Source organism: Paenibacillus sp. FSL P4-0113, from assembly GCF_038009305.1.
GTDB classification, from domain to species: Bacteria; Bacillota; Bacilli; order Paenibacillales; family Paenibacillaceae; genus Paenibacillus; species Paenibacillus polymyxa_D.
The window spans coordinates 2845479-2868188 of sequence record NZ_JBBPAZ010000001.1 but is presented as its reverse complement, the minus strand read 5'-3'; the positions used below and the strand labels follow the sequence as shown (position 1 = coordinate 2868188).

Sequence of the window (22710 nt, the reverse complement as noted above, 5' to 3'; positions counted from 1 at the left end):
AAGCTAGAGATGGAAGAAGAATGGATTGCCGGTAAGCATTCGGTAACGGAGGCATTGCGTTCAGGCAGAACAATAAATAAAATTTGGATTGCGGATAATGCGCAAAAACATTTGACACTGCCGATTACAGCTGAGGCGAAAAAAGCAGGAATTATTGTTTTGCAGGTGGACAAGCGTAAGCTGGATCAAATGGTTCCGGGCATTCAACATCAGGGAGTGGTCGCGCAAGCTGCGCCTTTTGCCTATGTTGAAGTGGAAGAATTGCTCGCAACTGCTCGTGATAAGGGAGAAGAGCCGTTTTTGATTTTGCTGGATGAGATTGAAGACCCTCATAATTTGGGCTCCATCCTTCGTACAGCGGACTGTACTGGAGCGCATGGTGTTATTGTGCCGAAAAGGCGTTCTGCAGCTATAACTGTAACGGTGTCCAAAACATCGGCAGGTGCTGTGGAGTACGTTCCGGTGGCGCGTGTAAACAATCTGGGACAAACCATTGATCGTCTTAAAGAAGAAGGTGTATGGGTAGTTGGCACGGATGTTACAGCGACAGACCCTGTCTTTGGGAATGGAGTATTCACGGGACCAGTAGCCATTGTCATTGGTAACGAAAATAAAGGTATGGGCCGTTTGATTCGTGAGAAATGCGATGTACTCGTCAAGCTGCCAATGGCGGGGCAAATTAATTCCCTTAATGCTTCTGTAGCTGCAGGTGTTGTCATGTACGAAGTATTGCGCGGACGACAGGCACGGGGCTAACGATATGGCTGACACGCGGGATGTTCTGCTTGTGGACGGTTACAACATGATTGGAGCCTGGCCCGAACTTTCCGCACTGGTACAATCTGGTATGCAGGAAGCGAGGGACAGACTTCTTGAACGACTGGCGGATCATCAGGCGTATTCCGGCAGAAGAGTCATCGTCGTATTTGATGCTTACAGGGTGCCAGGATTAGGTAAAACTTTTGCTCAGAGCAAAGTCCAGATTTATTTTACCAGAGAAAAAGAAACTGCTGATGAGTGCATCGAGCGATTGGTTCGGGAGCTGAGCAGTAAAAGAAGAAGTATTTACGTAGCGACAAGCGATCAGGTAGAGCAACATGTCGCATTTGGGCAAGGTGCACTTAGGGTGTCGGCGCGAGAATTACTGATCGAGATTGAGGAATCCGAAAGAGAAGTGCAGAAGCGAATCCAGCAGGATAGTGCTAAATTGTCCCGTAACTCGCTAGATGCTAAACTGAGCCCGGAGCTTCGAAAGTTGTTTGAACGATGGAGAAGAGAATAAACCAATAATTGGACGCCACTCCATTTTGAAACCATTGACAATTTTGTTAGCGCTCTTCTTTTTTAGGTTGTTGTGGTTGACGGTATCAGGTTACATCGCGTATACTTGTCGTATATTTGAGAGAGTAACGGGTACCTTGCGTTGCAGCCGGAGGGATTGTTAGTGAGTGTGGACCTCAAGGATATCATGTTGTCAAAGTTTGATTACAAAAATGATGAAGACATTGTCGGAGCAGTCCATGAAGGTGATGGGGAAGCGCTGGAGTTTCTGATCAACAAATACCGGAACTTTGTGCGGGCCAAGGCCAGATCCTACTTCCTGATTGGTGCTGATCGCGAGGATATTATTCAGGAGGGCATGATTGGTCTCTACAAATCCATTCGTGATTTTAAGGGAGACAAGCTTGCTTCGTTCAAGGCTTTCGCCGAGTTGTGCATTACACGACAGATTATTACGGCAATTAAGACGGCTACACGACAAAAGCACATTCCTCTGAACTCTTACGTGTCTCTGGACAAGCCCATCTATGATGAAGAGTCAGACCGGACATTGCTCGATGTGATTTGCGGAACACAAGTAAGTGACCCTGAAGAGCTGATCATCAATCAGGAAGAATTTGTGGGCCTTGAGGACAAGATGTCCGAGATTCTGAGCGAACTGGAACGCAAGGTACTTATGTTGTATCTGGACGGACGTTCGTATCAGGAGATTGCAGAGGATCTTGACCGCCATGTGAAATCCATTGATAACGCGCTGCAACGGGTCAAGCGTAAACTTGAAAAGTATCTGGAAGTAAGAGATAGTTGAAAGTAGAGGCTGACAGGGAAAAAGGCTCGAGTCCGAGTCTTTTTTTATTCGTTATAGGTAGGCTATGCAGGTTTATAAGTGTTACAAATGATTTATACTAAAAAAGACGAATAATAGATATCGCCTTGATTTTTGAAGCGGCTTTTCAGAGAACAGTTTAAAAGGATGCACAGATGTTAAAATGCACCACAGTCGGGACTGCGAATTGTATGCAAACATTCGTTGACATGGAAAACCCCGTGTGATAAAGTGTTTTAGGTAGGCCTAAATTCGCGGTTTTTTTAGGATCAATTATGAGACTTCCGGTGTTGGATGTCTTCGGGAGGTGCACATCATGCGGGTAATTATTACTTTGGCTTGTACAACATGCAAACAAAGAAATTACACAACGACGAAAAACAAGCGTAATCACCCCGACCGCATGGAGATGAAGAAATTCTGTAAGTCCTGTAACGAACAGACTTCTCATCGGGAAACCAGATAGTTTTTGGAGGTGTAGTCGGCGTGAAACGCAGTTTCAAGTCTCTGTTTTCCTTTTTCTCTGAAAGCTGGGCTGAACTCAAGAAGGTTCGCTGGCCCAATCGTAAAGAACTGACCAACTATACGCTGATTGTCATAGGGACAATTGCGTTCGTCACGATTTATTTTTGGGTTCTCGACATCGGCATTTCCGCTGTGATCGAAGCGATTATCTAGGAAGGGTTCCAGGTGGCTTGATATGGAAAAAAGATGGTACGTCGTTCATACCTATTCAGGGTATGAGAACAAAGTCAAAGCCAATTTGGAAAAACGCGTTGAGTCCATGGGCATGGAAGACAAGATATTCCGTGTTCTTGTTCCTATGGAAGAAGAACTGGTAACCAAGGACGGTAAGAAAAAAACCGTTATGCGTAAAGTCTACCCTGGTTATGTCTTAGTCGAAATGGTCCAAACCGACGACTCTTGGTATGTTGTACGCAACACACCAGGTGTTACGGGATTTGTAGGGTCAACAGGCTCGGGTTCCAAACCGACGCCATTGCTTCCAGAAGAAGTTGAACAGATTCTGAAGCATATGGGCATGGTAGAGCCGAAACCGAAGATTGAATTCGATGTTAAGGAATCCGTGCGAATTAAAGTTGGTCCTTTTGCGAATTTTGTGGGCTCCGTGGAAGAAATTTTGGTTGAGAAGAGCAAGCTTAAAGTTCACGTCAACATGTTTGGACGGGAAACCCCGCTTGAGTTGGATTATACTCAAGTGGAGAAAATATAGATTTTTCTTACAGGTTTCTTGTGGGAGGATCGATAGGTCCGTCTACCACTATTGAGTCAAGGAGGTGTCATCCATGGCAAAAAAGGTAATTAAAATGGTAAAACTGCAGATTCCTGCAGGGAAAGCTAATCCAGCGCCTCCAGTAGGTCCAGCTTTGGGTCAAGCAGGTGTCAACATCATGGCATTCTGTAAAGAGTTCAATGCTCGTACTGCTGATCAAGCAGGCCTGATTATTCCGGTTGAAATTTCGGTATTTGAGGATCGTTCTTTTACGTTCATCACCAAAACTCCACCGGCTGCTGTTCTGTTGAAAGTTGCTGCTAAAATCGAAAAAGGTTCCGGTGAACCGAATAAAACGAAAGTTGCAACTGTAAATCGCGCTGCTGTTCGTCAAATTGCAGAGCAAAAAATGCCTGACCTTAACGCAGCTTCCGTAGAATCGGCAATGCGTATGGTTGAAGGTACTGCTCGCAGCATGGGTATCACCATCGTAGATTAATTTTATTAATCTACGTGTGCCGGCAGTTTGACTGTCCGGCAAGTGTGGGAGGAATATCCGCTAATACCACATAAGGAGGAAAACATTATGGCTAAACATGGTAAGAAGTACCTGGAAGCTGCTAAGCTGATTGACAGCGAAGCAACTTACGAGCCTTTAGAAGCCGTTGAACTGGTGAAAAAGGCTGCGACTGCTAAATTCGACGAAACCGTTGAAGCTGCAGTTCGTCTGGGCGTAGATTCCCGTAAACAAGACCAGGCTGTTCGTGGTGTTGTTGTCCTGCCGCATGGTACGGGTAAAACACAACGCGTTCTGGTATTTGCAAAAGGTGACAAAGTGAAAGAAGCGGAAGCTGCTGGCGCTGATTTTGTTGGCGATCAAGATATGATCAACAAAATCCAACAAGGCTGGTTTGAATTCGACGTCTGCGTTGCGACACCTGATATGATGAGTGAGGTTGGTAAACTGGGTCGTTTGCTCGGTGGTAAAGGTTTGATGCCTAACCCTAAAGCAGGCACAGTTACTTTCGACGTTGCCAAGGCTGTTCAAGAAATTAAAGCCGGTAAAATCGAATACCGTCTCGACAAAGCCGGTCAAATTCATGCACCAATCGGCAAAGCTTCCTTCAGTGCTGAACAGCTGAACGAGAACCTTAAAGCCTTGGTTGAAGCCTTGAACCGTGCGAAGCCAGCGGCTGCTAAAGGTGTATACCTGAAAAACATCGCTATTTCTTCGACTATGGGACCAAGTGCACGTGTGAACGCATCTGTTTACAGATAATATTTTGATTGACATGTTCAATCAAAATTGTTATTCTATAAAAGTTGTGAGTCCTTGTGACTGACCATTAAAGTTGAATATGCTTACCGTAGACAGTAGGTGCCTTAGGGCTTAATTTCCTACCGAGGTGTTATGATAGAACGTTTCATGTGAAGGGCTTGTCCCGTCCATGTAGATTTATCAAGCCTTCGTACTCTACGGAGGCTTTTTTCATGCTTATGAAAGCAAGCTTTGTGAGATCACCAGATCGGGTGCTTCGAACAAAGCGGATAAATTGATCAGGAGGTGTACAGTTTGGCAAATGCAAAGGTGATTCAAGCAAAACAAGAAGCTGTTGAAGTTGTAGCTGCAAAATTACGTGAGAGCGTAACGACTGTGGTTGCAGACTATCGCGGTCTGAATGTTGCCCAAGTAACTGAGCTGCGTAAGCAGCTTCGCGAAGCCGGAATCGAATTTCAAGTGCTGAAAAACACACTGCTCCGCCGTGCAACTGCGGCAGCAGAATTGACTGAACTGGACGCAGTATTGACAGGTCCTACTGCAATCGCGTTCGGCAAAGATGATGCAGTGTCTGCAGCTAAAATCTTGAACGATTTCGCTAAGAAGAACAATGCACTGGAACTGAAAGGTGCAGTTGTAGAAGGTCGCGTTATCGGTGTTGAGGAAATCAAAGCACTGGCAGAACTGCCATCCCGCGAAGGTCTCCTTTCCATGCTCCTCAGCGTGCTTCAAGCTCCTGTGCGCAACTTCGCGCTTGCAGTTAAAGCTGTTGCAGAAAAAGAAGAGCAAAGCGCATAAGTTAGGGATTAAACCTGCTGTATAGCAGTTGAGAACAAAAAAATACGAATTTAAATGGAGGTTCAACCATGAGTAAAGAGCAAATCTTGGAAGCAATTAAAGGTATGTCCGTATTGGAACTGAACGATCTCGTGAAAGCAATCGAAGAAGAATTCGGCGTAACTGCAGCAGCTCCAGTAGCTGTAGCAGGTGGCGCAGCAGGTGGCGCAGCTGAAGCTGAGCAATCCGAGTTCGACGTAATCTTGACAAGCGCTGGCGGTTCCAAAATCAACGTTATCAAAGCAGTTCGCGAAATCACAGGTCTTGGCCTGAAAGAAGCAAAAGAACTGGTTGACAACGCTCCAAAACCACTGAAAGAAAAAATCGCTAAAGAAGAAGCTGAATCCATTAAAGCAAAATTGGAAGAAGCAGGCGCTTCTGTAGAAGTGAAATAATTGACTGCTTTCTAGCAGACAATGAACTAAAACAAACCCCTTGAGGTGATCTTCAAGGGGTTTGTTGCTGTAAAACGGTAGTGCCAGCATGTCTGAAAGGTAATTGTAAAGGCTATGATGGTAGTACAACCGAAAGAGGTGGGCATGAATGGCTGATCATTACTACTCCAAGCGGCCAGAGACGGCGCATGAAAGACGGAGCCTGGAAACAGTGCTGCGGGGGCGGTCATACCGTTTTGTCAGCGATTCAGGCGTTTTTTCGAAGCAGGGCATTGATTATGGGAGTCGCGTGCTGATTGAAGCGATGCAGCTTCCTGCACAAGCCTCGGTATTAGATGTAGGATGCGGTTACGGGCCGATTGGTTTGGCGGCAGCCGCGCTTGTCCCAGAAGGACACGTCACAATGGTTGATATTAATGAGCGAGCCGTTCAACTAGCGATAGAGAATGCGGAACGTAATGGGGTTAAGAATGTCACCATTAAGCAAAGCAATTTGTTTGCGGAAGTGAAGAATGAACGTTTTGACGTGATTTTGACGAATCCTCCTATACGTGCAGGAAAAGAAACAGTGCATACCATTTTTGAACTTGCTTATGAGCATTTAAATGAGGGTGGAGCTTTGTGGGTAGTCATTCAGAAAAAGCAGGGGGCCCCTTCGGCGAGTGCTAAGATAGAGAGTCTTTTCGGTCATGTGGAGGAAGTTACAAAGGATAAAGGCTATCGAATTTTGAAAGCCAAAAAAAGTTTTTAAGAAAATGCAATAGGACCATTGACTTGAATCCTGGTCTGTGATATCATTATAAAATGTCAGTATTAGGATGCCCTCCATGGCTTTAGTTTATTGAAATGTCAATAGATTTATGCGTAGTAGGTATAGTATTTATCACTATTACGTATAATACAACCATTTTGGGCAAATCTACAAGTGATGAAGATCTTCCGGTAAGAAGATTCTGCAGATACGTTGCTCTTTTTTCGAATGCATTCGAGTAAGGGCTTTTCTGTATTTGTAAGATTGAATCTTCTGTATGTGTCTTATTATAAGGTCACAAACAGAGGTTCGCAATGTATTTTTAAAGTGAGTAGACATGAGGGGTGAGTTTAAGTTGGCAGGACATCTTGTTCAATATGGTCGACGCACTCGGCGCAGTTATGCACGTATTAATGAGGTACTCGAGGTTCCGAACCTGATTGAGATCCAACAAAAATCCTATGATTGGTTTTTGGAGGAAGGATTACGGGAAATGTTTCGGGATATTTCACCAATTCAAGATTTCACTGGAAATCTGATTTTGGAGTTTATCGACTATTCTCTCGGAGAACCCAAATATACCGTTGACGACGCAAAGGAACGCGACGTTACGTATGCAGCACCGCTTCGGGTAAAAGTCCGGCTTATTAATAAAGAGACCGGGGAAGTGAAAGAGCAGGAAGTATTCATGGGAGACTTCCCGCTGATGACTGAAACGGGTACGTTTATTATTAACGGTGCGGAACGGGTTATTGTCAGCCAGTTGGTTCGCTCTCCCAGCGTCTATTTCAGCACAAAAGTCGACAAGAATGCGAAAACAACATACACCGCAACGGTAATTCCTAACCGGGGGGCTTGGCTCGAACTGGAGATGGATGCGAAGGATATTATCTATGTCCGGATTGACCGTACCCGTAAAATTCCGGTTACGGTGTTGCTGCGTGCACTTGGCTTTGGCACTGATGCTGAGATTCTGGATTTGCTCGGCAATGACGAATATATCCGCAACACACTTGATAAAGACAATACGGATTCCACGGAGAAAGCGCTGATTGAAATTTATGAGCGTCTTCGCCCGGGTGAGCCACCTACACTGGATAACGCAAAGAGCTTGCTTGTTGCACGCTTCTTTGATCCAAAACGTTATGATCTGGCCAACGTAGGCCGTTACAAAATCAATAAAAAGCTTCACATCAAAAACCGTCTGTTCAATCAACGTCTTGCTGAGACATTGATTGATACAACAACTGGTGAAATTATCGCTGAAGCAGGACAAATGGTGGATCGTCGCCTGTTGGACGAGATTCTGGCCCAACTGGAGGAATCAGTAGGACACCGCACGTATCATGTTGCTAGCGGCGTGCTGGAAAGCAATGATATTCCACTTCAAACGATTGATGTGTTTTCGCCAATCGAGGACGGTAAAGTAGTAAAACTGATTGCTAACGGAAATATTGATAAATCGGTTAAGAATATTACGCCTGCCGATATTATTTCCTCCATCAGTTATTTTATTAACTTGCTTCACGGTATCGGAAGTACGGACGATATTGACCATTTGGGTAACCGTCGTTTACGTTCTGTAGGTGAGTTGCTCCAAAACCAGTTCCGTATCGGTTTATCCCGTATGGAACGCGTGGTGCGTGAAAGAATGTCGATTCAGGATGCTAATGTAATTACGCCACAAGCGTTGATTAACATACGTCCAGTAATTGCTTCGATTAAAGAGTTCTTTGGTAGCTCGCAGCTGTCACAGTTTATGGATCAGACAAACCCGCTTGCTGAATTAACGCACAAACGTCGTCTGTCCGCACTCGGACCCGGCGGTTTGACGCGTGAACGCGCAGGCATGGAAGTGCGTGACGTCCATCCAAGTCACTACGGCCGTATGTGTCCTATCGAGACACCAGAGGGACCAAACATTGGTTTGATCAACTCTTTGTCCACATTTGCACGTATCAACGAGTACGGATTTATCGAAGCTCCTTATCGTTGGGTAGATCCGAAAACCGGAAAAGTTACAGACCAGATTGATTACCTGACTGCTGATGAAGAAGATAACTACATCGTAGCTCAGGCGAACGCGGAATTGACGGAGGAAAACACCTTTAAGGATGAGGTCGTCATTGTCCGTTATAACAAACAGTCTGATAACATTATTCCAATGGCTAGTAGCCGTGTCGATTACATGGACGTATCACCTAAACAGGTCGTATCAGTTGCGACAGCACTGATTCCGTTTCTGGAGAATGATGACTCTAACCGCGCATTGATGGGTTCCAACATGCAACGTCAGGCTGTCCCACTTTTGATTCCAAAGTCTCCATTGGTCGGAACAGGAATGGAGCACAAGTCTGCAAAAGATTCTGGTGTTTGCGTTGTGTCCAAATATAACGGAGTTATCGAACGTTCTTCGGCTAACGAAATTTGGTTGCGTCGTATCGAAACTGTAGATGGTGCTGAAGTGAAGGGCGACATTGTTAAGTATAAATTACACAAATTTATGCGATCTAACCAAGGAACTTGCATTAACCAACGTCCGATTGTGAACAGAGGAGATATTGTCAAAGTTGGCGATATTCTTGCAGATGGTCCATCTACGGAGATGGGTGAGTTGGCGTTGGGACGTAACGTTGTCGTTGCCTTCATGACTTGGGAAGGTTACAACTACGAGGATGCGATCCTGCTGAGTGAGAAACTGGTCAAGGAGGATGTATACACCTCGATCCATATTGAAGAATACGAATCCGAGGCTCGTGACACGAAACTTGGACCTGAAGAAATCACTCGTGACATTCCAAATGTCGGTGAAGAGGCGCTTCGCAACTTGGATGAGCGTGGAATCATTCGTATTGGTGCCGAAATCGGTGCAGGTGACATTCTTGTTGGTAAAGTTACACCTAAAGGTGTGACTGAATTGACAGCTGAAGAACGTCTCTTACACGCAATCTTTGGTGAGAAGGCACGCGAGGTTCGCGATACTTCTTTGAGAGTTCCTCACGGAACAGATGGGATTGTTGTAGATGTAAAGGTGTTTACACGTGAAAATGGTGATGAACTGCCACCAGGTGTAAATCAGTTGGTTCGTGTATATATTGCTCAAAAACGTAAAATCTCCGAAGGCGATAAAATGGCTGGACGTCACGGTAACAAGGGTGTCGTTGCCCGTATTTTGCCTGAAGAAGATATGCCGTTCCTGCCGGATGGCACACCAGTACAGGTCGTTCTGAACCCGCTGGGGGTACCTTCACGGATGAACATCGGACAGGTGCTTGAAGTCCATCTGGGTATGGCTGCAATGCGTCTTGGTATTCATGTGGCAACTCCAGTATTCGATGGTGCCAAGGAGTATGACGTGTTCGATACAATGGAAGAGGCAGGCATGCAGCGTAATGGTAAGACTGTGTTGTATGACGGACGTACGGGTGATCGTTTTGAACGTGAAGTTACTGTCGGTGTCATGCACATGATCAAACTGGCGCACATGGTCGATGATAAAATCCATGCTCGTTCTACAGGTCCTTACTCTCTCGTTACGCAGCAACCATTGGGTGGTAAAGCTCAATTCGGTGGACAGCGCTTCGGGGAGATGGAAGTATGGGCATTGGAAGCCTACGGCGCGGCGTACACGCTTCAGGAAATTTTGACTGTGAAATCCGATGATGTGGTTGGACGTGTTAAAACTTACGAATCCATTGTCAAAGGTGAAAATGTACCTGAACCGGGTGTTCCAGAATCATTTAAGGTCTTGATCAAAGAGCTGCAAAGCTTGGGTATGGACGTGAAGATTCTGTCTGAAGACGAACAAGAGATCGAAATGAGAGAGCTTGATGATGAGGATGACACAAGCGGCGATAAGCTGAGTTTGAATCTGGAAGGCTCTGAGGTTGGCGTAGAGTAGTTTGACTGCTAACTGACTCATATCAGCTTTGTTATATACCTTGATCCATTCTAGGATGGATCAGGTTTCTTGATACCGCCCGGTGCTGCTGGGCGGTATCAAACCTAAAAACTCAGGATTTGGTTAAGGAGGGTTGCTCCTTGTTGGACGTTAACAATTTCGAATATATGAAAATCGGGCTTGCTTCCCCCGAAAAGATTCGTTCTTGGTCCCGCGGAGAAGTCAAAAAACCGGAGACGATTAACTATCGTACGCTTAAACCGGAAAAAGAAGGACTATTTTGCGAGAAAATTTTCGGACCTACGAAAGACTGGGAATGTCATTGCGGTAAGTACAAACGTGTACGCTATAAAGGTGTTGTCTGTGACCGTTGTGGAGTAGAAGTTACTCGCGCTAAGGTTCGCCGTGAGCGTATGGGCCATATTGAGTTGGCTGCTCCTGTATCGCACATTTGGTACTTCAAAGGCATTCCAAGTCGTATGGGTCTTGCTCTTGATATGTCTCCAAGATCTCTGGAAGAGATCATTTACTTCGCATCTTATGTTGTAACCGATCCAGGAGATACGCCTTTGGAGAAAAAACAACTCCTGTCCGAAAAAGAATACCGTAGCTACCGTGAGAAATACGGCTATGGCTTCCAGGCAGGTATGGGTGCTGAAGCGGTTAAAAAGCTTCTTCAAGATTTGGATATAGACAAAGAGTTAGAATTTTTGAAAGAAGAGCTGCGTACAGCTCAAGGACAACGTCGTAACCGTGCGATCAAACGCCTTGAAGTTATTGAGGCCTTCCGTAACTCAGGCAACCAACCGGATTGGATGATCATGGACGTACTTCCTGTTATTCCTCCTGAGCTTCGTCCAATGGTACAGTTGGATGGTGGTCGTTTCGCTACCTCTGACCTTAACGACTTGTATCGTCGTGTTATTAACCGTAATAACCGTCTGAAACGTCTGTTAGATCTAGGTGCGCCAGATATTATCGTACAAAATGAAAAACGGATGTTGCAGGAAGCTGTTGACGCCTTGATTGATAATGGTCGTCGTGGTCGTCCTGTTACAGGTCCAGGTAACCGTCCTTTGAAATCCCTCAGCCACATGCTGAAAGGTAAACAAGGACGTTTCCGTCAAAACTTGCTCGGAAAACGTGTTGACTACTCTGGTCGTTCCGTTATCGTTGTAGGTCCGTACTTGAAAATGTATCAATGCGGTTTGCCAAAAGAAATGGCGCTGGAACTGTTCAAACCTTTTGTTATGAAAGAACTGGTGAACAAAGGTTTGGCGCACAATATCAAGAGCGCGAAGCGTAAAGTAGAGCGTGTGAGTGCAGAAGTATGGGATGTGCTGGAAGAAGTAATCAAGGAGCATCCGGTTCTTCTGAACCGTGCCCCTACGTTGCATAGACTCGGTATCCAGGCGTTCGAACCGATTTTGGTTGAAGGTCGTGCGATTCGTCTGCATCCGCTCGTATGTACTGCATATAATGCCGACTTTGACGGTGACCAAATGGCTGTTCACGTTCCGTTGTCTGCGGAAGCCCAAGCTGAAGCTCGTTTGCTTATGCTGGCATCCGGCAACATTTTGAATCCGAAAGACGGCAAGCCAGTTGTTACACCTTCCCAGGATATGGTTCTTGGTTCTTTCTATCTGACTATGGATAACAAAGAAGAAGAAGGAAGTAATATGATCCTTCGCAACATGAATGAAGCTATATCGGCTTACCAACGTGGTACAGCTGGACTTCATGCTCGTGTAGCTATTCCGGTTAAAGCTTTGAATAAAACGAGCTTTACGGAAAAACAACAGGAAGCGATGTTGATCACAACGGTTGGTAAAATTATCTTTAATGAAATTTTCCCGGCAAGCTTCCCGTACATCAATGATGCTACCCGTGCGAACCTGCTTTATGGTACTGCGGAGGAGTTCTTTGTTTACGAGAAGGGTGTAAATCTTACAGAAGCCATTCAAAACGCTCCGCAAGCTAGCGGGGTAGGCAAGGATTACCTTGGTAATATCATTGCCCGTTGTTTTGAGACTTACCATACAACAGAAACAGCTGTAATTCTGGATAAAATCAAGCAGCTTGGCTTTACGTATTCCACTCGTGCAGGGGTAACGGTTGCTGTATCGGACGTAATCGTGCCGGTGGAAAAACAAGAGATTCTTAAGGGATCCGAAGACAAAGCGCAAGTTGTAACGAATCAGTACCGTCGTGGTCTGATTACGAATGAAGAACGCTATGACCGGATTATCGATATTTGGTCTAAAGCGAAAGATGATATTACTGAAGTATTGATGAAGTCCATGGATCGCTACAACTCCATCATGATGATGGTGGACTCCAAAGCGCGGGGTAACAAATCACAGATTACTCAGCTCGGCGGTATGCGTGGTCTGATGGCGAATCCATCCGGACGTATTATCGAACTCCCAATCAAATCAAACTTCCGTGAAGGTCTGACAGTACTCGAGTACTTCATCTCCACTCACGGAGCGCGTAAAGGTTTGGCGGATACTGCCCTTCGTACGGCTGACTCGGGTTACCTGACTCGTCGTCTCGTAGATGTCGCACAGGATGTTATCGTGCGTGAAGAAGACTGCGGAACGGATAAAGGCTTCACAGTAAGTCGTATCCAGGATGGTAAAGAAGTAATTGAAGATCTCTATGACCGTCTGGAAGGTCGCTATTGCTTTGAAACGGTACGTCATCCTGAGACTGGCGAGATTTTGGCTAGACGTAACGAATTGATTGACTCCGACAAAGCTGAAGCGATTGTTAAAGCTGGCGTACACAAAGTTCAAATACGTTCTGTATTAAGTTGCCGTGCTAAACATGGCGTCTGCAAGAAATGTTACGGTCGCAATCTGGCGACTGGTAAACACGTTGAGATTGGTGAAGCAGTTGGTATCATCGCTGCACAATCCATCGGTGAGCCGGGAACACAGCTTACTATGCGTACGTTCCACACAGGCGGCGTAGCGGGTGACGATATTACACAAGGTTTGCCTCGTATCCAGGAGCTTTTTGAAGCGCGTAATCCTAAAGGTCAGGCAACGATTAGTGAAATTGACGGTACAGTTAAAGAAGTTCGTGAAGGTAAAGACCGCCGTGAGATCGACATTCAGGGTGAAGCTGAAACGAAAACATACTCAGTAACGTATGGTTCCCGCCTGCGCGTAAGCGAAGGTATGACTGTTGAAGCTGGGGACGAACTGACGGATGGTTCAATTGATCCTAAAGAAATGCTGCGTATTAAAGGTATTCGCGGGGTACAGAACTATATCCTTCAGGAAGTTCAACGCGTATACCGGAACCAGGGCGTAGAAATCAACGACAAGCACGTAGAAGTTATGATTCGTCAAATGTTGCGTAAAATCCGTATCATTGATGCGGGCGACACAATCTTACTTCCAGGCTCCTTTGTTGATGTCCATGAGTATGAAAATGCGAACAAGATAGCGATTCTCAGCGGCCAAGAACCAGCGGTAGCTAAGCCAGTACTGCTCGGTATTACCAAGGCATCTCTGGAAACTGACTCCTTCTTGTCAGCAGCATCCTTCCAGGAAACTACTCGTGTCCTGACTGATGCAGCTATTAAAGGCAAGGTTGATCAGCTGCTTGGACTGAAAGAGAACGTAATTATTGGTAAATTGATTCCTGCGGGAACAGGTATGAACCGTTACCGTAGCGTGAAATTTGCCCAGCCGGAAGAGGGGCAGTCTCCATCTGAGGAGCTCGAACCAATTTCGGCAGAGTAATACAAAAATAGTATGATTACCGGAACACCGCTGACATAAGCTTTGCATAAAAGCTGCAGTAGACGGTGCTCCGGTGCTTTTTTCAAAAATGAATCGTGTTATTCTGTTTAAATGAATTATGGTTTATATTTGTCTTGACATTACTTATAGTCAATGCTAATATAGCAAAGGTGCGTGAGCAGCCTATATGCTATTGGGTCTTTTCGGAGGAATGAGATATGTCTAAAGAACAGGGACTGCAAGATGCTCATGTCAAAATCGGTACCAAACAAACCATTCGTATGGTAGAATTGGGCTTTGCCTCAGAAGTATATGTGGCAGAAGACGCAGATCAGCGTCTCACTTCCAACATCATTGCTTTGTGCAACAAGCAAGGAGTCAAAGTGACTCTCGTAGACACAATGAAAAATCTCGGAGCTGCATGTGGGATTGAAGTGGGAGCTGCAATGGCTGCTATCGTAAAACAATAGGGTAAGGAACGTTTTTGTCTAAGGAATCGTTATTCTTGGCGGCAAAGACTTTTCATTTGTTCTTTTATGAACCGCCTGGGTCTGTGGGCTTAGATAAGGTTTGTAAAGTAACAGCAAAAATTGAGGAAGGGGGTGGCAACCAACATGCCAACTATTAACCAACTGGTTCGTAAAGGACGTCAAGCCAAAATCGAGAAATCGAAATCACCGGCTTTGCAAAAAGGTTTTAATGCCTTGAAACGTGAAGCTACCGACATCAGTGCCCCGCAAAAACGCGGAGTGTGCACTCGTGTAGGTACTATGACTCCGAAAAAACCAAACTCCGCACTTCGTAAATATGCTCGTGTTCGCTTGACGAACCGTGTAGAGGTGACTGCTTACATTCCAGGTATTGGACATAACCTTCAAGAACACAGCGTAGTGCTGATTCGCGGCGGTCGTGTAAAAGACCTTCCGGGTGTGCGTTACCATATCGTTCGCGGTGCTTTGGATACTGCAGGCGTAAACAACCGCATGCAAGCTCGTTCCAAATACGGCGCAAAACGCCCTAAAGCTAAAAAATCCTAATGAATATAAACCGCGTATGTCGGTTTAACATGTAAGAAAGGGGGATATCCATGCCACGCAAAGGTCCAGTTACCAAAAGAGACGTGTTGCCAGATCCGGTATACAACAGCAAGTTGGTTACCCGCTTGATCAATCGCATCATGCTCGACGGAAAACGAGGCGTTGCTCAAAGCATTCTGTACAATGCGTTCAAGCTTATCCAAGAACGTACGGGGAATGACCCGATGGAAGTTTTTGAAGCAGCTATCAAGAATATCATGCCAGTCCTGGAAGTTAAAGCACGCCGTGTCGGCGGTGCCAACTACCAAGTACCAATCGAGGTAAAACCAGAAAGACGTACGTCCCTGGGATTACGTTGGCTCGTAAACTACTCCCGCAACCGCGGTGAGAAAACCATGGAAGAGCGTTTGGCGGCTGAAATTATCGATGCTTCCAACAACACAGGCGCTTCCGTGAAAAAACGTGAAGACACGCACAAAATGGCTGAAGCGAACAAAGCGTTTGCTCACTATCGTTGGTAGGATTCAGCTCAAAAAAATAACTTCAATTTTGAAGGGAGACCCATTTCATGGCAAGAGAGTTCTCCTTGAAAAATACACGTAATATCGGGATCATGGCTCATATTGACGCGGGTAAAACCACAACAACGGAGCGGATCTTGTTCTACACAGGCCGTACGCACAAAATCGGTGAAGTTCACGAAGGCGCTGCGACAATGGACTGGATGGAACAAGAACAAGAGCGCGGAATCACGATTACTTCCGCTGCGACGACCGCTGCCTGGAAAGGTCATCGCGTCAATATCATCGACACCCCGGGGCACGTTGACTTCACTGTTGAAGTTGAACGTTCCCTTCGTGTATTGGACGGAGCAGTTGGTGTTTTCAGTGCGAAAGAAGGCGTTGAGCCTCAGTCCGAAACCGTATGGAGACAGGCTGATCGCTACGGCGTTCCACGGATCGCATATGTAAACAAAATGGATATCATTGGTGCCGACTTCCTGAATGTTGTCTCTGACATGCGTGATCGCCTTCAAGCGAACGCAGTTGCGATTCAATTGCCAATCGGCGCAGAAAATGATTTTACTGGTATTATCGATATCGTTGAACAAAAAGCTCATATGTACAAAGATGATCTTGGTCAAGATATCGAAGAAGTAGAAGTTCCTGCGGAATTCAAAGATCAAGTTGAAGAACTTCGTAATGAATTGATCGAGAAGGTTGCTGAACTGGACGAAGAATTGACAATGAAATACCTGGAAGGCGAAGAAATTTCGGTTGCCGAAATTAAAGCCGCTCTCCGTAAAGGTGTTGTAGAAGTTAAAATCTTCCCAGTTATCTGTGGATCTTCTTACCGCAATAAAGGTGTTCAGCTGATGTTGGATGCTGTTCTCGACTATTTGCCGGCTCCTATTGATGTGCCAAGTATTCAAGGGCATTTGGAAGACGGTACGGAAGTTGAACGTCACTCTTCCGATGAAGAGCCATTCTCCGCATTGGCATTCAAAATCATGACGGATCCTTACGTTGGTAAGTTGACATTCTTCCGCGTATACTCCGGTGTTCTTCAATCCGGTTCTTACGTATTGAATGCAACAAAAGGTAAACGCGAACGTATCGGACGTATTCTTCAAATGCATGCGAACAGTCGTCAAGAAATCACTGTAGTTTACTCTGGTGATATTGCGGCTGCCGTAGGTTTGAAAGATACAGGTACAGGTGATACACTGTGTGATGAGAAGAGTCCTGTTATTCTCGAGTCCATGAACTTCCCTGATCCGGTTATCGAAATCGCGGTTGAGCCTAAAACCAAAGCTGACCAAGATAAAATGTCTGTAGCTCTCGGTAAGTTGACTGAAGAGGATCCGACTCTTCGCGCTCATACTAACGAAGAAACAGGCCAAACCATCTTGGCGGGTATGGGTGAGCTTCACTTGGACATCATCATTGACCGTATGCGTCGTGAGTTCAAGGTAGAAACAAATGTGGGTAAACCACAGGTTGCTTACCGTGAAACGTTCCGTGCTCCAGCACGTGTCGAAGGTAAATTCGTTCGTCAGTCCGGTGGTCGTGGTCAATATGGTCACGTATGGGTTGAGTTCGAACCGCTTGAGCCAGGTACTGGTAGTCAATTCGAAAGTAAGGTAGTCGGCGGCTCTGTTCCTAGAGAGTACATCGCTCCTGCTCTTGCTGGTATTGAGGAACAAATGAAAAACGGCGTTATCGCAGGCTTCCCGCTTGTGGACGTTAAAGCTACAATCGTGGACGGATCATACCATGATGTCGATTCCAATGAAATGGCATTTAAAATTGCCGGATCAATGGCGCTGAAAGCAGCGAAAGACAAATGTAAACCAGTATTGCTCGAGCCGATTATGAAAGTTGAAGTAACGGTTCCTGAGGAATATATGGGTGACGTAATGGGTATGTTGAACTCCCGTCGTGGTCGGATTGAAGGTATGGATTCCCGCAGTGGAGCTCAAATCATTCGTGCGAAGGTGCCTTTGTCCGAAATGTTCGGATACTCGACTACACTTCGCTCCGGTACACAAGGACGCGGTGTGTTCTCCATGGAACTTTCTCATTATGAAGAAGTTCCGAAGAGCATTGCTGAAGAAATCGTTGCCAAAACCAAAGGCGGCGAGTAATACAATGTATCAGCTGACCGGTATGCTCTGGGTTTTACCAAAAGGGCATCCGGCAGCCTAAAATAATACAAGTTATTGAGGAGGAATTGTTCAAATGGCAAAGGCTAAGTTTGAGCGTAACAAACCGCACGTTAATATCGGTACTATTGGTCACGTCGATCATGGTAAAACTACTTTGACTGCTGCAATCACAACTGTATTGTCCAAAACTTACGGTGGTGCTGCTGTAGCATTCGATCAAATCGATAAAGCTCCAGAAGAGCGCGAACGCGGTATCACAATCTCCACTGCACACGTGGAGTATGAAACACCTAACCGTCACTATGCACACGTTGACTGCCCAGGTCACGCCGACTATGTTAAAAACATGATCACTGGCGCTGCACAAATGGACGGAGCGATTCTAGTTGTATCCGCAGCTGACGGCCCAATGCCGCAAACTCGCGAGCACATCCTGTTGTCCCGCCAAGTTGGTGTTCCTTATATCGTTGTATTCTTGAACAAATGCGACATGGTTGAAGACGAAGAGTTGCTGGAATTGGTTGAAATGGAAGTTCGCGACTTGCTGAGCGAGTATGACTTCCCAGGCGACGACACTCCAATCACTCGTGGTTCCGCTCGTGAAGCACTGCAAAACCCAGATGGCGACTGGGCTAAGAAAATCGTTGAAATGTTCGAAACAATCGACACTTACATCCCAACTCCAGAACGCGACACTGACAAGCCTTTCCTTATGCCTGTCGAGGACGTATTCTCCATCACTGGTCGTGGTACAGTTGCTACAGGCCGTGTAGAGCGTGGTACAGTTAAAGTGGGCGACGAAATCGAAATCATCGGTATTCAAGAAGAATCCCGTAAATCCGTAGTAACAGGCGTAGAAATGTTCCGTAAATTGCTTGATTCCGCTCAAGCTGGTGACAACATCGGCGCACTGCTTCGCGGTGTAGATCGTGCACAAATCGAGCGCGGCCAAGTATTGGCTAAACCAGGTTCTGTTAACCCACATACAGAATTTTCTGCTCAAATCTACGTTTTGACTAAAGAAGAAGGCGGACGTCACAAACCTTTCTTCACTGGTTACCGTCCACAGTTCTACTTCCGTACAACTGACGTAACTGGAATCATTACTTTGCCAGAAGGTTCCGAAATGGTAATGCCTGGTGATAACATCACGGTTACTGTTCAACTGATCAACCCGATCGCTATCGAAGAAGGAACTAAGTTCTCTATTCGTGAAGGCGGACGTACAGTTGGCGCTGGTGCCGTAGCAACAATCTCCAAATAAGAAGGCTTTTGCCTTTAAATAGAGCAACAGTGTACTGGAACGAGTAACGTTGTATTGGAACGAAGCTTAACGAGCCCCTGCCCTGGTGCGGGGGCTTTTCTCTTGAAAAAATCGCGAGCTGCGAGCACAATTGTATCTTTTGAAAATAAGATGCATTGTTTTTTCGTTTTTGCTTGCAATAGGCAGAACTATTCGATATAATAACTAATGTTGTTTGTGACTGTGCGATGATGTGAGAGGTTACTGACACACCCGGCCCCTTTGCCATGGGAGGGCTGTCGGAAAATTTTCACGGAGTATGTCCGATACCAAATTGGGCGATAGAAGGAGGGACTAAAATGGCAAAGCAAAAAATTCGTATCCGTTTGAAAGCTTACGATCATAGAATTCTTGATCAATCCGCTGAGAAAATTGTTGAAACAGCAAAACGTTCGGGCGCAGGTGTATCCGGGCCAATTCCGCTGCCAACTGAAAAACAAATCATTACTATTCTCCGTGCGGTACACAAGTACAAGGATTCCCGGGAGCAGTTCGAAATGCGCACACACAAGCGTTTGATCGACATTGTTAACCCGACTCCACAAACTGTGGATGCCTTGATGCGCTTGGACCTGCCGTCCGGTGTAGATATCGAAATTAAATTGTAATATGTAATTAGGAAAAGAAATGAGGTGTCAACATGAAAGGTATCTTAGGAAAAAAACTCGGAATGACTCAAGTGTTTACCCCTGAAGGTAACGTACTTGCTGTTACGGTTATCGAAGCAGGTCCTTGTGTTGTTCTGCAAAAGAAAGATCTGGAAAACGATGGATACGAAGCTATCCAACTCGGTTTCTCTGATAAAAAAGAAAAAAGATCCAACAAACCTGAAGCAGGACATGCGAAAAAAGCAAATACTGCACCTAAGCGCTACGTTCGTGAACTTCGTGGCATCGACCTTGCTGCGTACGAGGTTGGCCAAGAACTGAAGGCTGATGTCTTCACAGAAGGCGAGTTCGTTGACGTAACAGGTATTTCTAAAGGTAAAGGTTTTGCCGGCGTTATCAAACGTTGGGGACAAAGCCGCGGACCAATGGCACACGGCTCGCGTTACCACAGAGGTCCAGGTTCTATGGGTTCCATTCAAGCTAACCGCGTTCCTAAAGGTAAACACCTGCCAGGACACATGGGGCATGAAACGGTAACTATCCAACGTCTTGAAGTTGTTAAGATCGATACAGAACGTAATGTGTTGCTCGTGAAAGGTTCCATTCCAGGACCTAAAAATAGCTTCGTTAAAGTATTAGAAACGGTGAAAAAATAAACAACTGAAGAAAGGAGGAACACGAAATGCCAAAAGTAGCACTATTTAATATTAGCGGCAGCCAAGTTGGTGAAATTGAATTGAACGACGCAGTGTTCGGTATCGAGCCGAATAAGCACGTTCTTCATGACGCTGTTGTTATGCAATTGGCTTCCCTGCGTCAAGGTACTCACAAAGTAAAAGGACGTTCTGAAGTACGTGGTGGCGGACGTAAACCTTGGAAACAAAAAGGTACTGGCCGCGCTCGTCAAGGTTCGATCCGTGCACCGCAATGGGTTGGTGGCGGTACTGTATTTGGTCCGACTCCACGCAGCTATGCATACAAATTGCCTAAGAAAGTTCGTCGTCTGGCGATCAAATCGGCGTTGTCATCCAAAGTGATTGAGAATGAAATTATCGTATTGGACGCTCTTACACTGAACGGACCTAAAACGAAAGAATTCGCAGCCATTTTGAATAACCTTAAAGCTGATCGTAAAGCATTGATCGTAGCTCCTAGCTATGATGATAATGTAGCACTGTCCGCTCGTAATATTCCTGGTGTGAAGTTTGTAGCCGCAGATGGCATTAATGTTCTTGATGTGCTCGGACATGACAAACTGATCATTACGAAGGAAGCAGTTCAGAAGGTAGAGGAGGTGCTCGCGTAATGAAGGATCCTCGTGATATTATCAAACGTCCGGTTATCACCGAACGTACGGCTGGTATGATGAATGACTTGAAATACGTTTTCGAGGTTGACATTCGTTCTAACAAAGTCGAAGTTAAAAAAGCAATCGAAGCCATTTTTAACGTGAAAGTAAGTAACGTAAATACGCTTCGTGTTCCTGCAAAACCAAAACGCTACGGACGTCATTCCGGCTATACGAGCGAGTGGAAGAAAGCGTTCGTAACGCTGAGCAAAGACAGTAAGCCGCTTGAGTTTTTTGAAACGGTATAATTGAAACTGTAAAGTAAGGAGGGAAACTCAGTGCCAATTAAAAAGTATAAACCAACGTCCCCGGCCAGACGTGCTATGTCTGTATCTACTTTCGAGGAGATTACAACTAATCAGCCCGAGAAATCGTTGCTGGCACCTCTGAGCAAGCAAGCTGGACGCAATAACCAAGGTAAAATTACGGTTCGTCATCATGGCGGCGGACACAAACGTAAGTACCGTATTGTTGACTTCAAACGTAACAAAGATGGAATACCGGGCCGCGTTGCTACGATCGAATATGATCCAAACCGTACGTCCAACATCGCACTTATCCACTATGTGGATGGTGAAAAACGTTACATCATCGCTCCTAAAGGTCTGAAAGTAGGAGACGAAGTGGTATCCGGTGCAGGTTCCGATATTAAAATCGGTAACTCTTTGCCATTGGAAAACATTCCAGTAGGTACGGTTATCCACAACATCGAATTGAAACCGGGTAAAGGTGGCCAACTCGTTCGTGCCGCTGGTACGGAAGCCCAACTTCTTGGTAAAGAAGAAAAGTATGTTACAATTCGTTTGACTTCTGGTGAAGTTCGCCGCATTCTGAAAGTTTGCCGCGCGACAATCGGTTCTGTAGGTAACGAAGACCATGAACTGGTGAAAATCGGTAAAGCTGGTCGTAGTCGCTGGTTGGGACAACGTCCTGAAGTTCGCGGTGTTGTAATGAACCCTAACGATCACCCACACGGTGGTGGTGAAGGTCGCGCTCCAATCGGACGTAAATCTCCAATGTCTCCATGGGGTAAACCAACCCTTGGTTACAAGACACGTAAAAAAGGTAAAGCATCTGATAAGTACATCGTTCGTCGTCGTACTAAGTAATAAAACGTGCGCTTAAGTCGCACGTTAACATATTAAGGAACGACTACGTTTTAACGAAGGGAGGATTCATAAATGGGTCGCAGTCTCAAAAAAGGACCATTCATTGATGGTTACCTGTTGAAAAAAGTAGAGGTTTTGAACGAGTCGGAGAAAAAAGTGGTAATCAAAACTTGGTCCCGTCGCTCTACGATTTTCCCGCAATTTATCGGACATACGTTTGGTGTATACGATGGCCGTAAACACGTGCCAGTATACGTAACGGAAGATATGGTCGGACACAAATTGGGCGAATTTGCTCCAACACGTACGTACAAAGGCCATACGGATGACGATAAGAAAACAAGAAGATAATCAACACAGCGTAGTGTTTGAGAGGAG

General features: G+C 45.6%; 24 protein-coding genes and 1 other annotated feature. All 24 genes read left to right on the top strand.

Annotation, left to right across the window (positions count from 1 at the left end):
• The first annotated feature begins 9 nt into the window (after nt 1-9).
• The 24 genes from rlmB to rpsS all read left to right on the top strand — a co-directional run bounded on the left by rlmB (nt 10) and on the right by rpsS (nt 22683).
• Nucleotides 10-756, top strand: coding sequence for a 23S rRNA (guanosine(2251)-2'-O)-methyltransferase RlmB (rlmB, locus tag MKX46_RS12270; protein WP_340933288.1), 747 nt, complete (start codon nt 10-12; stop codon nt 754-756).
• 4 nt (nt 757-760) lie between these two features.
• Nucleotides 761-1282 carry an NYN domain-containing protein gene (locus MKX46_RS12265; protein WP_007432599.1) on the top strand — a complete coding sequence of 174 codons (522 nt, stop codon included), beginning with the start codon at nt 761-763 and terminating at the stop codon, nt 1280-1282.
• 162 nt (nt 1283-1444) lie between these two features.
• Nucleotides 1445-2089 (top strand): RNA polymerase sporulation sigma factor SigH, encoded by a 645-nt coding sequence (gene sigH / locus MKX46_RS12260; RefSeq protein WP_016324748.1) that lies wholly within the window; start codon nt 1445-1447, stop codon nt 2087-2089.
• Nucleotides 2090-2423: 334 nt separating this feature from the next.
• Nucleotides 2424-2573, top strand: coding sequence for a 50S ribosomal protein L33 (gene rpmG, locus MKX46_RS12255; RefSeq protein ID WP_023990562.1), 150 nt, complete (start codon nt 2424-2426; stop codon nt 2571-2573).
• Between the two features lie 20 nt (nt 2574-2593).
• Nucleotides 2594-2785 carry a preprotein translocase subunit SecE gene (gene secE / locus MKX46_RS12250; protein WP_013312170.1) on the top strand — a complete coding sequence of 64 codons (192 nt, stop codon included), beginning with the start codon at nt 2594-2596 and terminating at the stop codon, nt 2783-2785.
• A 22-nt stretch (nt 2786-2807) separates the two neighbouring features.
• Complete coding sequence (gene nusG / locus MKX46_RS12245; RefSeq protein WP_007432596.1) at nt 2808-3341, top strand: transcription termination/antitermination protein NusG; 534 nt, start codon at nt 2808-2810, stop codon at nt 3339-3341.
• Nucleotides 3342-3414: 73 nt separating this feature from the next.
• Nucleotides 3415-3840, top strand: coding sequence for a 50S ribosomal protein L11 (gene rplK, locus MKX46_RS12240; RefSeq protein WP_007432595.1), 426 nt, complete (start codon nt 3415-3417; stop codon nt 3838-3840).
• An 87-nt stretch (nt 3841-3927) separates the two neighbouring features.
• The gene (gene rplA, locus MKX46_RS12235) at nt 3928-4620 is read left to right on the top strand and encodes a 50S ribosomal protein L1 (RefSeq protein WP_013312169.1); all 693 of its coding nucleotides are present in this window, start codon (nt 3928-3930) and stop codon (nt 4618-4620) included.
• Nucleotides 4621-4688: 68 nt separating this feature from the next.
• Nucleotides 4689-4840 (top strand) — a sequence feature (ribosomal protein L10 leader region).
• Between the two features lie 74 nt (nt 4841-4914).
• Nucleotides 4915-5418 carry a 50S ribosomal protein L10 gene (rplJ, locus tag MKX46_RS12230; protein WP_013312168.1) on the top strand — a complete coding sequence of 168 codons (504 nt, stop codon included), beginning with the start codon at nt 4915-4917 and terminating at the stop codon, nt 5416-5418.
• 68 nt (nt 5419-5486) lie between these two features.
• Nucleotides 5487-5852, top strand: coding sequence for a 50S ribosomal protein L7/L12 (gene rplL / locus MKX46_RS12225; protein ID WP_029514495.1), 366 nt, complete (start codon nt 5487-5489; stop codon nt 5850-5852).
• Nucleotides 5853-6000: 148 nt separating this feature from the next.
• Nucleotides 6001-6603 (top strand): class I SAM-dependent methyltransferase, encoded by a 603-nt coding sequence (locus tag MKX46_RS12220; RefSeq protein ID WP_341071267.1) that lies wholly within the window; start codon nt 6001-6003, stop codon nt 6601-6603.
• A gap of 355 nt (nt 6604-6958) precedes the next feature.
• Complete coding sequence (rpoB, locus tag MKX46_RS12215) at nt 6959-10504, top strand: DNA-directed RNA polymerase subunit beta (RefSeq protein ID WP_039274942.1); 3546 nt, start codon at nt 6959-6961, stop codon at nt 10502-10504.
• Between the two features lie 140 nt (nt 10505-10644).
• Nucleotides 10645-14259, top strand: a complete 3615-nt coding sequence (gene rpoC, locus MKX46_RS12210) for a DNA-directed RNA polymerase subunit beta' (protein WP_029514492.1) — start codon at nt 10645-10647, stop codon at nt 14257-14259.
• A 218-nt stretch (nt 14260-14477) separates the two neighbouring features.
• The gene (locus MKX46_RS12205; protein ID WP_007432588.1) at nt 14478-14729 is read left to right on the top strand and encodes a ribosomal L7Ae/L30e/S12e/Gadd45 family protein; all 252 of its coding nucleotides are present in this window, start codon (nt 14478-14480) and stop codon (nt 14727-14729) included.
• A gap of 144 nt (nt 14730-14873) precedes the next feature.
• Nucleotides 14874-15296 carry a 30S ribosomal protein S12 gene (gene rpsL / locus MKX46_RS12200; RefSeq protein WP_007432587.1) on the top strand — a complete coding sequence of 141 codons (423 nt, stop codon included), beginning with the start codon at nt 14874-14876 and terminating at the stop codon, nt 15294-15296.
• A gap of 50 nt (nt 15297-15346) precedes the next feature.
• Entirely contained in the window at nt 15347-15817 is a 471-nt protein-coding gene (gene rpsG, locus MKX46_RS12195; RefSeq protein ID WP_007432586.1) for a 30S ribosomal protein S7, read from the top strand.
• Nucleotides 15818-15864: 47 nt separating this feature from the next.
• Nucleotides 15865-17943 (top strand): elongation factor G, encoded by a 2079-nt coding sequence (gene fusA / locus MKX46_RS12190; RefSeq protein WP_029514491.1) that lies wholly within the window; start codon nt 15865-15867, stop codon nt 17941-17943.
• A 94-nt stretch (nt 17944-18037) separates the two neighbouring features.
• Complete coding sequence (tuf, locus tag MKX46_RS12185; protein ID WP_023990558.1) at nt 18038-19228, top strand: elongation factor Tu; 1191 nt, start codon at nt 18038-18040, stop codon at nt 19226-19228.
• A gap of 338 nt (nt 19229-19566) precedes the next feature.
• Complete coding sequence (gene rpsJ / locus MKX46_RS12180) at nt 19567-19875, top strand: 30S ribosomal protein S10 (protein WP_005544556.1); 309 nt, start codon at nt 19567-19569, stop codon at nt 19873-19875.
• A gap of 32 nt (nt 19876-19907) precedes the next feature.
• Complete coding sequence (gene rplC, locus MKX46_RS12175; protein ID WP_013312161.1) at nt 19908-20531, top strand: 50S ribosomal protein L3; 624 nt, start codon at nt 19908-19910, stop codon at nt 20529-20531.
• Between the two features lie 26 nt (nt 20532-20557).
• Entirely contained in the window at nt 20558-21181 is a 624-nt protein-coding gene (rplD, locus tag MKX46_RS12170; protein WP_013312160.1) for a 50S ribosomal protein L4, read from the top strand.
• Nucleotides 21181-21471 (top strand): 50S ribosomal protein L23, encoded by a 291-nt coding sequence (rplW, locus tag MKX46_RS12165; RefSeq protein WP_013312159.1) that lies wholly within the window; start codon nt 21181-21183, stop codon nt 21469-21471. The genes rplD and rplW overlap by 1 nt, the downstream gene beginning before the upstream one ends.
• 30 nt (nt 21472-21501) lie before the next feature.
• A complete protein-coding gene (gene rplB, locus MKX46_RS12160) occupies nt 21502-22332 on the top strand; it encodes a 50S ribosomal protein L2 (protein WP_341071266.1) in 831 nt (276 codons plus the stop codon).
• A 72-nt stretch (nt 22333-22404) separates the two neighbouring features.
• Nucleotides 22405-22683, top strand: a complete 279-nt coding sequence (rpsS, locus tag MKX46_RS12155; protein ID WP_029514489.1) for a 30S ribosomal protein S19 — start codon at nt 22405-22407, stop codon at nt 22681-22683.
• Nucleotides 22684-22710 lie beyond the last annotated feature (27 nt).